Source organism: Brachybacterium huguangmaarense, assembly GCF_025725725.1.
Classification (GTDB): Bacteria; Actinomycetota; Actinomycetes; order Actinomycetales; family Dermabacteraceae; genus Brachybacterium; species Brachybacterium huguangmaarense.
In genome coordinates, this window is the sequence record NZ_CP107020.1 from 747,687 (window position 1) to 761,292 (window position 13,606).

9 protein-coding genes are annotated in these 13,606 nt (G+C 73.2%); 5 read left to right on the forward strand and 4 right to left on the reverse strand.

The window, feature by feature from the left end; all coding sequences use genetic code 11:
- The first annotated feature begins 40 nt into the window (after positions 1–40).
- Entirely contained in the window at positions 41–694 is a 654-nt protein-coding gene (locus BRM3_RS03265) for a DUF4956 domain-containing protein (RefSeq protein WP_263594672.1), read from the forward strand.
- A complete protein-coding gene (locus BRM3_RS03270) occupies positions 691–1,506 on the forward strand; it encodes a polyphosphate polymerase domain-containing protein (protein WP_263594673.1) in 816 nt (271 codons plus the stop codon). The genes BRM3_RS03265 and BRM3_RS03270 overlap by 4 nt, the downstream gene beginning before the upstream one ends.
- 17 nt (positions 1,507–1,523) lie before the next feature.
- Here BRM3_RS03270 and BRM3_RS03275 read toward each other — a convergent pair whose 3' ends face one another.
- Positions 1,524–3,092, reverse strand: coding sequence for an SDR family oxidoreductase (locus BRM3_RS03275; RefSeq protein WP_263594674.1), 1,569 nt, complete (start codon positions 3,090–3,092; stop codon positions 1,524–1,526).
- 4 nt (positions 3,093–3,096) lie between these two features.
- A complete protein-coding gene (locus tag BRM3_RS03280; RefSeq protein ID WP_263594675.1) occupies positions 3,097–3,582 on the reverse strand; it encodes a pyridoxamine 5'-phosphate oxidase family protein in 486 nt (161 codons plus the stop codon).
- A gap of 168 nt (positions 3,583–3,750) precedes the next feature.
- Between BRM3_RS03280 and BRM3_RS03285 the strand changes: the two genes are divergently transcribed.
- The gene (locus BRM3_RS03285; protein WP_263594676.1) at positions 3,751–5,331 is read left to right on the forward strand and encodes a carbohydrate-binding domain-containing protein; all 1,581 of its coding nucleotides are present in this window, start codon (positions 3,751–3,753) and stop codon (positions 5,329–5,331) included.
- 264 nt (positions 5,332–5,595) lie between these two features.
- Here the strand turns inward: BRM3_RS03285 and BRM3_RS03295 are convergent, their stop codons facing one another.
- Together BRM3_RS03295 and BRM3_RS03300 are read right to left on the reverse strand one after the other, a co-directional pair.
- Entirely contained in the window at positions 5,596–8,196 is a 2,601-nt protein-coding gene (locus BRM3_RS03295; protein WP_318152438.1) for an alkaline phosphatase PhoX, read from the reverse strand.
- A 708-nt stretch (positions 8,197–8,904) separates the two neighbouring features.
- The gene (locus BRM3_RS03300) at positions 8,905–11,508 is read right to left on the reverse strand and encodes an FAD/NAD(P)-binding protein (RefSeq protein ID WP_263594677.1); all 2,604 of its coding nucleotides are present in this window, start codon (positions 11,506–11,508) and stop codon (positions 8,905–8,907) included.
- Positions 11,509–11,678: 170 nt separating this feature from the next.
- On the opposite strand from BRM3_RS03300, the gene BRM3_RS03305 reads away from it, so the two are divergent.
- Together BRM3_RS03305 and BRM3_RS03310 are read left to right on the forward strand one after the other, a co-directional pair.
- Positions 11,679–12,746, forward strand: a complete 1,068-nt coding sequence (locus tag BRM3_RS03305; RefSeq protein WP_263594678.1) for an amino acid ABC transporter permease — start codon at positions 11,679–11,681, stop codon at positions 12,744–12,746.
- The gene (locus BRM3_RS03310; protein ID WP_263594679.1) at positions 12,743–13,591 is read left to right on the forward strand and encodes an amino acid ABC transporter ATP-binding protein; all 849 of its coding nucleotides are present in this window, start codon (positions 12,743–12,745) and stop codon (positions 13,589–13,591) included. The genes BRM3_RS03305 and BRM3_RS03310 overlap by 4 nt, the downstream gene beginning before the upstream one ends.
- Positions 13,592–13,606: the final 15 nt, after the last annotated feature.

Consider the following 13,606-nt stretch of genomic DNA (forward strand, 5'->3'; position numbering starts at 1 on the left):
CGGACCCGGGCGGCTCGTCCATCGATCCCAGGAGCCTGCCATGACCACCGCACTTCCCCTGTACGCCCTCGACCTGATCGCCGCGACGATCCTGACGTTCGCCGTGTACTGGCCGCGCCACCGTCGCCGCGATCTCGTGGTCGCCTTCTTCGGCATCAACGTCGGCGTGCTCGCCGTCGCCGCGCTGCTCGCGAACTCCGCGGTCACGGCGGGCCTGGGACTGGGGCTGTTCGGCGTGCTGTCGATCATCCGGCTGCGATCCGACGAGCTGGCCCAGCACGAGATCGCCTACTACTTCGCGTTCCTCGCACTCGGTCTCATCGGCGGCCTGGGTATCAGCCCGATGTGGCTGTCCGCGCTGTTCATGGCCCTGATCGTGGCGACCATGACCCTCATCGACCATCCTGCCCTGCTCGCCTCGCACCGCCGCCAGGTGATCGTCGTGGACCGCGCGATCCGGGACGAGGCGCAGCTGCGGGCGCACCTCGAGTCGCTGCTCGGGGCGCACGTCACCGCCCTCTCCGTCAGCCGCCTGGACCTCGTGACCGACACGACCACGGTCGACGTCCGCTACCGGGTGCCCTCCGGCGCCTCCCGCTCGGCGGTCGCCGAGCGCCCTGCCGTCGAGGTCCCCGAGGCCACCGCGGCCGGGGCTCCCGAGCGGGAGATGCTCTCCGCGGCGAGCGCGCGATGAGCACGGGAACGTGGGGTCTGGCCCCCATCGGCCTCGAGGAGCTCACCGCTCGCGCCGCCCTCATGACGCGGGTCGACCGCAAGTACCTGGTGCCGCTGGACACCGCGCACCGGCTGGTCCATGCGCTCGACGGCGGGCTCCGGGTGCTCGAGATCGACGGCCGCCGGGCCTTCGCCTACCGCTCGACCTACTACGACAGCCTGGACCTCGTGTCCTACCGCGGCGCCGCGACCGGCAGACGCCGACGGTTCAAGGTGCGCCGTCGCGACTACCTCGACACGAGCGCGTCCTACCTCGAGGTCAAGACGCGCACGGGCCGCGGGGAGTCCCGCAAGGTCCGCGCCGAGCTGCCCGCCTCGTCGCCCACGCGTCGCCCGCTGGCCGGGGAGGCCCTCGGCTTCGTGCTCGAGGAGCTGCGGGCCGCCGAGGTGCCCGCCCCCGAGGGGCGGCTGCTGCCCATCCTGTCGACCGCGTACGACCGCACGACGCTCCTGCTGGCCGGGGAGGAGTCGCGCCTGACGATCGACGCCGAGCTGACGTGGACCGATCTGCGCACGGGGGACGAGGTCCAGTCCAACGAGGTGCACGTACGGCGCCCGCGGGCCAGCGGCTCCCACACCCTCGAGGATCTCGTGGTCATCGAGACCAAGGCGGGCACGAGCCCGGGTGCCGCGGACCGCTTCCTGTGGTCCGAGGGGCATCGGCCGCTGCGGCTGTCCAAGTACGCGACCGGCCTGGCCCTGCTGAGCGACCACCTGGCCGCCAACCGGTGGGCACGCACGCTCGGCGCCCTGACGGTGCGCGCCTCCTGAGGGCGGCGCCCGCCGCCTCAGCCGCGCGTGGTCGAGCGTGTGCGCGCCTCGGCCATGATGTGTCGTGCCATCGACGGGAACACGAGGGCGTGGAACGGGTAGATGCCCCACCAGTAGAGGCGCCCGATCAGGCCGTCGGGGAAGTAGACGGCGCGCTGGTGATAGGTCGTCGACCCGTCGTCCTCGGTCACTCCGAGCTGCAGCCACGCCCGTCCCGTCATCCGCATCTCGGCGCGCAGGGTCAGGCGGCGGCCCGGCTCGATCGCCTCGACGCGCCACCAGTCCACCGCATCGCCCACGCGCAGGTGCGCCGCGTCGCGGCGCCCGCGGCGCAGGCCGTAGCCGCCGAGCAACCGGTCCATCACCCCGCGCAGGCGCCACAGCAGCGGTGTGGAGTACCAGCCGCTCGTGCCGCCGATCCCCTCGATGACCTCCCACACCGCCGCCGGGTCGATACCGTCCTCGGTGCGGGTGCGCTCGTCGGTGTAGACGGTGTGGCCCGCCCAGTCCGGATCCTCCGGGAGCGCTGCCTCGGGGCCCTGGGCCATCGCGACATCACCGTCCCAGGTGGTCGCGAGGTCACCGCTCTTCTGCTGGACGAGGGCCTCGCGCACCGCCTCCCGATAGGGCGTCGGGCCGCCCGGCGGAGGGGGCACCACCTCGTCGAGCGCATGCCCGTGCGCGACGGCCTCATCCTTCATCGACTGCGCGAGCGGGACGGCGATCGAGAGCGGGACCGGCGTGACCATCCCGATCCAGAAACCCGACAGCAGCGGAGCCGGGATCGGCAGCGGGATCACGTGGCGCGCCGACAGGCCCGCGACCTCGGCGTACTGGGTGAGCAGATCCATGAAGCGCAGCTCGGACTCGCCGGAGGAGATCTCGTACGTGCCCTCGAGCTCGCCGGAGGCGAGCGCCGCCTCCTTCAGATAGTGCAGGGCGTCCGCGATCGCGACCGGCTCGATGCGGTTGGCGACCCAGCTCGGCGCGGGCATGACGGGCAGGCGCTCGGCGAGGTGACGGATGATCTCGAAGCTCGCCGACCCGGCTCCGATCACGGTCGCGGCCTGCACCACGAGCGTGGGCACACCACCCTCGCGCAGGATCTCGGCTACCCGTTCGCGGGACGCCATGTGCTCGGACAGGTCGTCGGTCTCGGGATGCAGCCCGGAGAGGTAGACGAGGCGGGAGACCCCGGCACGCTCAGCCTCTTCCGCCATGATCCGCGCCATGCGCGCCTCCCGATCGGCATAGCCAGCGCCCCCGCCCATGGCGTGGACCAGGAAGACGACGACGTCGATGCCGTCGACGGCGCGACGCACGGACATGCGGTCGGCGAGGTCGGCCTCGACCACCTCCGTGCGCTCGGACCACTCGCGGGCCTCGAGCGCCGCACGATGACGGCCGCACACGCGCACCCGGGCACCGGCGTCGAGCAGCACGGGCACGAGGCGTCCGCCCACGTAGCCGGACGCGCCCGTCACGAGCACGCGGACAGCAGCCCCGTTCGACGGCGCGTCGAGGGAGGGCGCAACATCGGCCGAGAGCGTCCGGTCCGCAAGAGCCTCCTCCGGTGGCGTGCTCACCCGCTCACAGCTCCGTGGTCGAGGTACCGCCGGGGACGCGGTCGCCGGTCACCTTCGCCTTGACGATCTGCGCAAGGGCCGAGACCTTGCCTCCGGGGAGTCCCCAGAACTGCGCGGAGTCGCCCGTCACCCGCACCAGTCCGAGGCTCGGATCCTCCTTGCCGCCCTCGAACCATGCTCCGGCCTCGTCGTTCCACAGCTCGTCGACCTTCGCCCGGTCCTCGACGAACTCGGCGCGCCCGGCCACGGACAACCAGCTGCCGGCCTCCGAGACCGCGATGTTCACAGGGGGGCCTGCGCGCAGCGCGTCGGCTTGGTCCCCGTCCAGAGAGAGGAAGAACCAGACATCGGTGTCGTCGGTGACCTCCTGCGGGCTCATCGGATGGGACAGCAGCGTGCCGTCGGCGAGCGCGGTGGTCAGCATGACCCACTTCGCTTTCCGCAGGGTCTCGACGACATCGTGCTGGGACAGCTCGGTCCTGTCGGTCATGGGGTCCTCCTCGATCCGGATGCTGCGGACAGCTCGACCCTAGACGGCACCGGTGACATCCGGGCGACCACGCGGTCGGCGCCCTCACATGACGGGCCTGTGCCCAGCATAGGCCCTGCACAGCCTGCGCCCCGAGGCTGGTGCCATCCAGCCACGGAAGGAACCACGATGACCACCACGCCCGCCCCCGGCACCCCCGACGACAGCTCGCACGACGACACCGCCGCCCGTTCTGCCGCGCCGCGGACGACCGCCGCCCGCGCGCACCGCCGCCGCGGCCCGCTGCGGTCGGTGCGGCGCGCGACCGTCGCCGCCGCCCTCGCCGCGGGCGCCCTCGCGCTCGCCGCGTGCAGCAGCGCGACGGCGCTCACCGAGACGGCCACGTCGACGTCGGCCTCGACCAGCGCGACGAGCACGATCACGTCGACCACGGACCTGTCGACCCTCGACACCCACGTCGACGACGACGACCTCACGTGGGACGACGCCGACGTCCAGGACATCACCCTGGCCGACGCCGGCTCGACCTCCGACGCGGACGGCGTGAGCGTCGACGGCTCGACCGTCACGATCACCGCCGGCGGCGTGTACCGGGTCTCCGGCACCCTGAGCGACGGCCAGCTGGTCGTCGGGGCCCCCGACAACGAGACGGTCACGCTCATCCTCGACGGCGCCTCCATCACGAACGCCGACGGGACCGCCATTGCGGTCACGAGCGCGGACGAGGTCACGATCGACCTCGCCGACGGCTCGTCGAACACGGTCGCCGACGGCACGGACTACGAGGTCGCGGACGACTCCACCCCCGTCGCCGCGATCGCGTCGGTGAGCGACCTGACGATCGCCGGCACCGGCTCGCTCGACGTCACGGGCAACACCAACGACGGCATCTCGACCAAGGACGGGCTGGTCATCGCGTCGGGCACGATCACCGTGACCGCCGCCGACGACGCGATCCGCGGGAAGGACTACGTGTCGGTGCTCGACGGCACGCTGACCCTCACCTCGGGCGGCGACGCGCTCAAGTCCGACAACTACGAGGACGCCGATCGCGGCTGGGTGCTCATCACGGGCGGCTCGATCACGATCGACTCGGGCGACGACGGCATCGACGCCGAGCGCGCCGTGCAGGTCGCGGGCGGCACGCTCGACATCCAGCAGTCGGTTGAAGGCATCGAGGCCCAGAACGTGTCGATCACGGGCGGGGACACCTCGGTGGTCGCGAGCGACGACGGGCTCAACGCCACCGCCGCGACGACCGCCGAGGAGGCGGCCGCGGAGGACTCGGCGAGCAACGACGCGACCGACACCGCCCAGCAGGGCCCGGGCGGCGGCTCCGAGGAGGACGACGGCTCGGAGATGCTGATCTCGGGCGGGACCCTCACGGTCGACGCCGACTTCGACGGGCTCGACTCCAACGGCACGATCAGCCTGCTCGGCGGCACCATCACCATCACGAGCGCCGACAACGGCGGGGACGGGCCCGTCGACGCCAACGGAGACGTGGAGCTCGACGGCGCCACCCTGACCGCCAACGGCACCGAGATCACCTCGGTCGACCAGCTCGGCACGCAGAGAGGCGGGGGCGGCATGGGTGCCGGTGGCGGACAGGCTCCCTCGGGCGGCCAGGGCGGCCCCGGCCAGCAGAGCGGCAGCACCGACTCGACCGGAACCTCGGACTCGACCGACTCGTCCGGGACCTCGTCCACGACCGGCACGTCCTCGAGCACGACCACGATCGACAGCTGACGCGGGCGGGCGGTCGACGCGGGGGCGGGCGATCCGACTCCTCGTCGAGCTCGCGTCGCCCCCCATCGACGCCCATCGAGATCGCCTTGTCGGGCGGAACTCTCGCCGAATTCCGCCCGACAAGGCGATCTCGATCCAGGCACGGGTCGGGGTCCGGTCGTCGCCGCACGGTGCGAGCCCGATCGGATGCGCTCCCGCTCCCGCCCCCGCCCCCGCACCACGCGCCGCACGGGGGCACGGGCGGCCGCCCGTGCCCCCGTGCGCTCAGCCGGCCTTGCGGAAGCTGATCCGCCGGGTGACGGTCGCCCGGTGGAGGAACGCCGCCATGGCGTCACGGTGGATGGGCGCGAGAGGCCGATAGGTCCCGTCGGCCCAGCCGGTCGAGATGCCCTCGGCCTTCAGCCACGCGATCTCCCGTGCGAACTGCGATCGCGCGGGCACGTCGGTGAACGGGGGCGACGTCGGGGCGGCCGTCTCGGGGCTGCCCGCGTAGCGGTAGAGGAACGCGGCCATCGCGTCCCGCGCGATCGGCGCCGTGGGGCGGAAGGTGCGGTCGCCGAAGCCCTGGGCGATGCCCTGCTGGTAGGCCCAGATCATCGCCTCGTAGTGCTCCATCCCCGGCCTGACGTCCGTGAACGGCTGGGTGCGCGGCGGCGTGATCGCCGGCGCGCCCGCGAGGCGGTAGAGGTACTCGGCCATCGCGTCGCGGTTGACGGGGCTGAGCGGCCGGAACGTGCCGTCGGGGTAGCCCGTCGTGATGCCCTCCGACGCCATCCACATGATCTCGTCGTAGTACATCGTGCCCTCGGGCACGTCGGTGAAGGCGGTGGGACGCGGGGTCGGCAGGACCTGGACGACCGTCGGCCGCGGGCCGGACCCCTTCTCGAACTCGGGGAACATCGAGGTGGGCTCCTCGTAGCTGCCCTCCTCGCCGGGGTGCTGGACCGAGACGAAGGCGGTCCGGTCCTGGTCGCGCACGATGGGGCCGCACGTCTCGGCGTCGGCCGGGACGGACAGGAACTGCTCGACGCGGCCGCGCGCGTCGCCCGTGAGGGTCACCCGGAACAGGCCGTCGTTGTAGCCGATGCCGTCGGGCGCGCCGTCGGTCGAGATCCAGAGGTTGCCCACGGAGTCGAAGGCGAGGTTGTCGGGGCACGAGATCGGGGAGACCTTGTCCCGCGGGAAGCCGCTGAAGTAGGTCACGTCGCCCTGCGCGGGGTCGCCGCACACCAGGAGCAGGTTCCAGGCGAAGGTCGTGGAGGTCTGGTCGCCCTGTTCGTCGATCTCGACCACGTGCCCGTCGCGGTTCTCGCGGCGCGGGTTGGCCTCGTCCGGGGCGGCCTTGCCCGAGGCGCCGCGGTCGGAGTTGTTGGTGCACGCGACGTAGACGCGGCGCGAGGCGAGCGACGGCTCGACGTCCTCGCAGCGGTCCATCTTGGTGGGGCTCACCGCGTCGGCGGCGAGACGCGTGTGCACGAGCGCCTCCTCGACCGAGAAGCCGGGCACGCGGGACCGGCCGCCGACGACGAGCGGGATCCACTCCCCGCTGCCGTCGAAGGAGCCGTCGGCGGGCACCGCGCCGGTGCCGTCGATCTCGGCGGCCGGGGAATTGCCTGTGAAGCGCGCGACGTAGAGGTCGCCCTCCTCGAGCAGCGTCATGTTGTGCTTCCGGTCGCCCTCGACGTAGGTGCCGTGGGAGACGAACTTGTAGAGATAGTCGAACTTCTCGTCATCGCCGGAGTAGGCGACGACGTGGCCGTTCTCGGCGACGATGACGTTGGCGCCCTCGTGCTTGAAGCGCCCGAGCGCCGTGTGCTTGCGCGGCGTCGAGGTCGGGTCCCACGGGTCGACCTCGACGATCCAGCCGAAGCGGTTCGTCTCGTTCTCGTAGCCGGGGGTGCGGGTGTCGAAGCGGGCGTGGGTGTTCTCCCAGCCGCGGGCGGTCGCCTTGTCGGTGATGCCGTAGCGCTTGTCGGCGTCCGAGGTGCCGGGCGCGCGGAAGTAGGCGTGGAAGTTCTCCTCGCCGGACAGCAGCGTCCCCCACGGGGTGAGGCCGCCGGAGCAGTTGCCGAAGGTGCCCAGCACCTCGCGCCCGGAGGGATCGTCCACCGTCGTGAGCAGGTCCGAACCGGCCGCCGGTCCCGTCAGCGCGTAGGGGGTGTCCGAGAGCAGCCGCCGGTTGTGCTCGCCGTCGACCACGTAGCGGTACGGGGACCGGCGGTCGTCGCGCTCGAGGTCGACGACGGTGAGGCCGTGGGCGGCCAGCCCGACCTCCGTGATCGTCGCCGCGTCGGTGTGCGGCGGCAGCATGATGTTCTCATTGGTGTACTCGTGGTTGACGAACATGACGGCCCGCAGGCCGTCCGAACCCGGGACCTCCTGGATCTCCGTGTAGTCGTTGTTGTAGCCGAACTGCACGCTCTGGGTCTCGCCGCTCTGGGCGTCCCAGTCGAAGTCGGGGGCGTCGGACCACAGCTTGTCGCCCCACCGGATGATCGGGTGCCACGCGAACCCCTCGGGCACCGTGAACTCGTCGGTCTTGAGCAGCACCGGGGAGATGGCGTCGAACTCGAGGGGCGACCCGGCGGGGCCGCCGCCCTCGGCGGGCAGCACGCCAGGGCCGGCGGCCTGGGCGGGAGCGGCCTGCGTCCCGGTCGTGACGGCGATCGCGACCGCCCCGGCGGCCGCGCCGCCCAGGAGGGCACGACGCGAGAGGGCCGCCGCCGCGATGTCCCGGAAGTAGCCGTTCGACGAGGTGTTGCAGGTCGGGCCGAAGCACTGGTTGTCGCACTTGAGGGCGCACGTGACGGCGGATCGCTTGCCGGCGACGTGGTCGGTCATGAGGAGGGGGAGGCGCAGGGGCATGGCGCGGCCTTTCAGGAGGAGGGGTCACGTCCTGGCGCCGGCTCCCGCCGCACGCGCGTCGCCGATCTCCTCGGGATGTCCGGGACGTCGTGCCGCCGCTCGGCACAGCCGAGGGGCGTTCGCGGCGCGGGGCCGACCCCCGGGGCGACGGGGGCAGGCCTCGACTCTTGTGGGCCCGTGTGACGCGGACGACACATCGCGGTGAACGCCTCGTGTCGGGCAGGCGCAGATCCGGCCAACCCGCGCGAGCCCGACGGCCCAGGCCGGGCAGCGCCTGCTGCTCCTCCGCGGCCCCGGAGAGCTCTCCTCTCGGCGATCATGCGGGGCGGATCTGACGGAGGGGGCGCGACGGGCGGTCCGCCCCCTCATCGAGATCGCCTCTTCGGGCGGAATTCTCGCCGAATTCCGCCCGAAAAGGCGATCTCGATCTGGCCGGAGCGCTCCTCAGCACCCGACACGGCGATCTCGACCCCTGATGGCCGCCCTGCCTCAGGACCCCCGGCGGCGACGGAGCCCCGGAGCACACCGACCGACGGCCCGGCTCAGGCGGCGGTGGACCGACCCAGGCTGGAGCGATCCCCCCAGGCAACGGCAATTCGGCCCGGGTAGCAGCGGCCCGGCCCGAGCCACGCTGAGCACGCGGCGGCCTGGCTCAGGCAGCGGCGCCGCCCAGGCAGCAGCGACCGGCTCAACCCGCGACAACCTGCCTCAGGCGGCGGTGGCCCGCTCGCGACGGTGGGCGAGCCGTGCCTCGAGCTCGGCGCGCGTGGCCCAGCCGGTGAACAGGTCGCCGTCGGGCTCGAGCGCGCGGCCGTCGGCGAGCGCGCCGAGCACGACCGGCTCGAAGCCGAGCGCCTCGAGCACACCGCTCGCGCGCCGCAGCGCGTCGGCGTGGTCGCCCACGAGCGCGAGCGCCCGCGGGGCTCCGCGATGCCGCAGGCCCGCCTCATGGGTCTCGACGTCGTGGTAGCCGATGTGGTTGAGGGTCTTGACGACGGCCGACTGCGCGAAGTGCTCGGCGACGATCTCGCTCGTCGAGCCCGACCGGTCCGCGAGCCGTGCCGCGTCGAGGTCGCCCCAGGCGTTGGTCGCGTCGATCACGACGGCGCCGGCGAGCGCCGCGGGATCCGTCGCGAGCGCGACGTGCAGGGGCACGGCGAGCACCACGACGTCGCACGTGCCGAGCTGCTCGACCGCGATGGGATGGGCCGCGGGGACGCGCTCGCGCAGCGTGGCCGGCCCCTGCCGACCGGCGATCCGCACGTCGAGGCCGCGCCGCACGGCCAGACGCGCCAGGGCGGTGCCGATGCGGCCGGGGCCCAGGATCGCGATCGTCGGCCGCTCCCGCGTACCGGGCACGGATGATGCCGCGGCGCGGGGCCGCGGGGAGACGGAGAGACCGGCGGCGGTGCGCAGGATCGACCGTGCCAGGGCGTCGTTGCGCCGGAACACCGGCGCGTTCGTGCGGGGGCGGGTGAAGGCGCCCAAGGGCAGCTCGGAGGTCCATGGGCCGGCCGCCCAGATCGTCGCGTAGGGGGTGCCGTCGGGCCGCACCATGTGCTGCCCGGCATCGATCTCGAGCCGGCCCGGCGCCGCCGCGGCCTCGCGGCCCCGCACGAGGGGTGCGGCGGACGCATCGGCGCCCACGAAGGAGCGCAGCAGCGCGTTCGTCGACTCCCCCAGGGTCTGCTCGGGCAGGAACGCGTCGATCAGGGCGCTCGTCTCGACGCGCGTGCCGGTGCCGCCCTCGGCGACGAAGCGTCCGGTCGTCTCGTCGGTGCGGACCCGCAGGCGGGGGCCGAGGAAGGTGACGACGCCGGCGCGCTCGAGCGCGAGCAGCTGCTCGAGGCGGTGCGGCGGCGGGCCCGAGTCCACGAAGCTGAACACCGAGTGCCACCACGCGGGGTAGTCGCCCGAGGAGTCGTCGTGCAGCCGGTCGGCGGGCAGCAGGTCCACGAGGGCGCCCGTGATGCGCAGCAGCACCTGGAACAGCGCCCGCTCGTCGTGCGTGTCCGCGCCGGTGCGCGAGCGCAGGTCGTTCTCGAGATGGTGCACGACGGCGTCGCGGGTGAGGCGGCGGGCGTCGCACGGGGGCAGCAGGTCGCGCGGGACCCACGAGTCGTCGGCCACGAGCCAGGCCAGCGGGTCGTCGAGCCAGCGCAGCTCGGCGTCCTTCTCGACCGGCGGCGCCGGCGGGTAGGCCCGACGGATCTCCGCGTCGATGAGCGGCAGCACGTCCTCGCGGAAGCGCACCCGGCCCTCGGCGTCCTCGCGCGCGGCGATCGCCTGCGCGGTCAGGTGCACGAGGTCGCCGGGGCCCGCGGGCACCGACTCGTCGGCCACCTTGGAGTGGTAGGGGGCGCCGCGGCGCGAGCCCACCCACACGTGCGGCTCCTCGCCCGAGGCGAGGTATCGCAGGCGGCCCTGGCGGCCGGTGCCGGGGCACGGCTCGAAGCGCCCCCCGCGGCCCTCGGTGAGCAGGGACAGGAGGTCGACGAAGGCGAGCCCCATGCCCCGCACGATCACGTCCTGACCGGCGGCGATGCCGGACAGGTCGACGTCGCGCGCCGCCGACGGCGGGACGTAGGCACCGCCGTGGCGGCGGGCGAAGGCCGCGAGCGCGTGGCGGGCCGGGGTGGGGCGGGCGTCGGTGTGTCCGACGGTCACGAGCAGCAGGTCGGCCTCGAGGTGCCCGCCGTCGGCCAGCAGCACGCGCCACGGCCCCTCCGCGGCGTGTGCCGACCCCGCGCCGACCCCCTCCGCATTGGTCGCGCGCTCGCCGGTCGCACGCTCCGCGGTGGCCGAGCGCTCCGCGCCGAGGTCCTCGACGCCCTCGGCGAGGGTCCGGTGCACGCGCACCTCGATCGTGCCGGGCAGCGCGGCGAGCACGCGGCCCGTGAACCACTCGAGGTAGAGGGCCTGCAGCCGCCGGCTCGCGAAGGAGTCGGCGCGCAGGCCGTCGATCTCGGCGCGCAGATCGGTCGCGGCGGTCGGCTGGGCGATCCGGCCCGCCCGGATCTCCTCGGCCCATGCGGCGAGCGTGGGGCCGGCCACGACCGGGCCGTCCATGCGCACCGTCTCGTCCGTGAAGATCGTCACGTCCTGGGCCCGCGAGTTCATGAGCAGCAGGGGGCTCTCCGTGAGGTCCCAGATGCGCCCGGCCCCGGGCATGTGCGGCTCGACGACGTCGACGACGAGCGCACGCCCGGCGAGCAGCGGCGCGCTCGCGGACATGCGTTCGAGGATCCCGAGGGCGCGCGGGCCGCCGCCGATGACGGCCAGGTACACGGGGGTCGCGAGATCGGAGCTCATGCGAGAAGTCCCTTCCGAGGGGTTTGTGACGACGTGTGGCGGACTCGAAAGCCGGGCCTTGCGTCTCCATTAGGTTCGCTTATAGATTCCATCACCGCAAGCTATGGCGGCGCGGCGTTCACAGAGCGCCACACCCCCGCCCCCTCGTTCCCGTCCCGGAAGGCGACGCCATGAGCTCCACCACCACTCTTCGGAGTCCCGGCACCGATGCGGGCCCGACGGCCCCGGTGCCGAGCGGCTCCCCGTCCGGGACCGCCGACGCCGAGAGCGGCTCGCTGGCCCCCGACGCCATCGCGCAGCTGCGCATCGCGCCGGCCCGCCACCCCGGGCGCCTCGTGCTCACCGCGATCGCCGGCGTCATCGTCGTCGCGGTCGCGTTCTCCCTCGTCACGAACCCCCGCTGGGAGTGGGGGGTCGTCGGCGAGTGGTTCTTCGCGCAGTCGATCATCCGCGGCCTGCTCGAGACGCTGAAGCTGACCGCCCTCGCGGGCGTCATCGGCTTCGGTCTCGGCCTCGTGCTCGCCCTCATGCGGCTCTCGCGCTCGGCGCTGGCCCGCGGGGTGTCCTGGAGCTTCTCGTGGGTGTTCCGCTCCACGCCGCTGCTGGTCCAGCTCCTGCTCTGGTACAACCTCGGCTATCTCTACGAGCGCGTGCGCCTGGGCGTGCCGCTCACAGGCGCCTCGCTCCTGGACGTGCGCACGAGCGACCTCATGACCCCGCTGCTCGCGGCCGTGCTCGGCCTGGGCCTGCACCAGGCGGCGTACGCGGCCGAGCTGATCCGCGGCGGCATCCTGTCCGTCGACGCCGGCCAGCTCGAGGCGGCGAGCGCCCTGGGCATCCCGGCCCGCGACCGCTCGCTGCGGATCGTGCTGCCCCAGGCCATGAGGGCGATCCTGCCGAGCGCGTTCAACGAGATCATCGGCCTGGTCAAGGGCACCTCGGTGGTCTACGTGCTCGCCCACGCGGAGCTGTTCTTCACCGTGCAGCTCATCTACGGGCGCACCCAGCAGGTGCTGCCGATGCTCATGGTCGCGACCCTCTGGTACGTCGTCATCACCTCGGTCCTGTCCGTCGCCCAGTACTACATCGAGCGCCACTACGCCAAGGGCGCCGTGCGCACCCTGCCCCCCACCCCGTTCCAGCGCCTGCGCGCCGCCGTCACCGGTCGCCGCGCCCCGGGCGCCGGGCGCCGTGGCCAGGGGCTCGACCGCCTCGACACCCCGGAGGTCTCCGTATGAGCACCACGACCGGCACCACGCGCCCCACCGGCCCCGTCCAGCGCGTGGCTCCCGCACAGGCCGCGCCGTCTTCAGCCGCCCGTCGCGGCGGGCGCATCGAGATCCGCGGTGTCCGCAAGTCCTTCGGCGACCTCGAGGTGCTCCGCGGCATCGACCTGACCGTCGAGCCCGGGGAGGTCACCGCGATCCTCGGGCCCTCGGGATCGGGCAAGTCCACGCTGCTGCGCACGATCAACCACCTCGAGACCCTCGACGGCGGCCTCGTCACGGTCGACGGCGAGGTGATCGGGTACCGGCGCCGCGGGAACGTGCTGCACGAGCTGTCCGAGAAGGAGGTCCTGCGCCAGCGCACCGGCATCGGCATGGTGTTCCAGAGCTTCCACCTGTTCGGGCACATGACCGCCCTGCAGAACGTGGCCGAGGCGCCGCGCCGCGCCCTCGGCGTCGACCGTCGCACCGCCGAGGACAGGGCCCGCGCGCTGCTGGCCCGCGTCGGCCTCGCCGACAAGGCCGACGAGTACCCGCGGCGCCTGTCGGGCGGCCAGCAGCAGCGCGTCGCGATCGCCCGCGCGCTCGCCCTCGAGCCCACCGTGCTCCTGTTCGACGAGCCCACGAGCGCCCTCGACCCCGAGCTGGTCGAGGAGGTGCTGTCGGTCATCCGCGACCTCGCCGAGGCCGGCACGACCCTCGTGATCGTCACGCACGAGATCGCGTTCGCGCGCGACGTCGCCGACACCGTCGTCTTCATGGACGGCGGCGTGATCGTCGAGCAGGGTCCCCCCGAGGACGTGATCGACCATCCCACCCACAACCGCACCAAGGGCTTCCTCGCCCGCGTGCACTGACCGCCCCGACACCCT

Bases quoted from the DNA above. Each gene is read 5' to 3' on its own strand.
- BRM3_RS03265 (WP_263594672.1), top strand. From the start codon at position 41: ATGACCACCGCACTTCCCCTGTACGCCCTCGACCTGATCGCCGCGACG.
- BRM3_RS03270 (WP_263594673.1), top strand. From the start codon at position 691: ATGAGCACGGGAACGTGGGGTCTGGCCCCCATCGGCCTCGAGGAGCTC.
- BRM3_RS03280 (WP_263594675.1), bottom strand. From the start codon at position 3,582: ATGACCGACAGGACCGAGCTGTCCCAGCACGATGTCGTCGAGACCCTG.
- BRM3_RS03285 (WP_263594676.1), top strand. From the start codon at position 3,751: ATGACCACCACGCCCGCCCCCGGCACCCCCGACGACAGCTCGCACGAC.
- BRM3_RS03295 (WP_318152438.1), bottom strand. From the start codon at position 8,196: ATGCCCCTGCGCCTCCCCCTCCTCATGACCGACCACGTCGCCGGCAAG.
- BRM3_RS03300 (WP_263594677.1), bottom strand. From the start codon at position 11,508: ATGAGCTCCGATCTCGCGACCCCCGTGTACCTGGCCGTCATCGGCGGC.
- BRM3_RS03305 (WP_263594678.1), top strand. From the start codon at position 11,679: ATGAGCTCCACCACCACTCTTCGGAGTCCCGGCACCGATGCGGGCCCG.
- BRM3_RS03310 (WP_263594679.1), top strand. From the start codon at position 12,743: ATGAGCACCACGACCGGCACCACGCGCCCCACCGGCCCCGTCCAGCGC.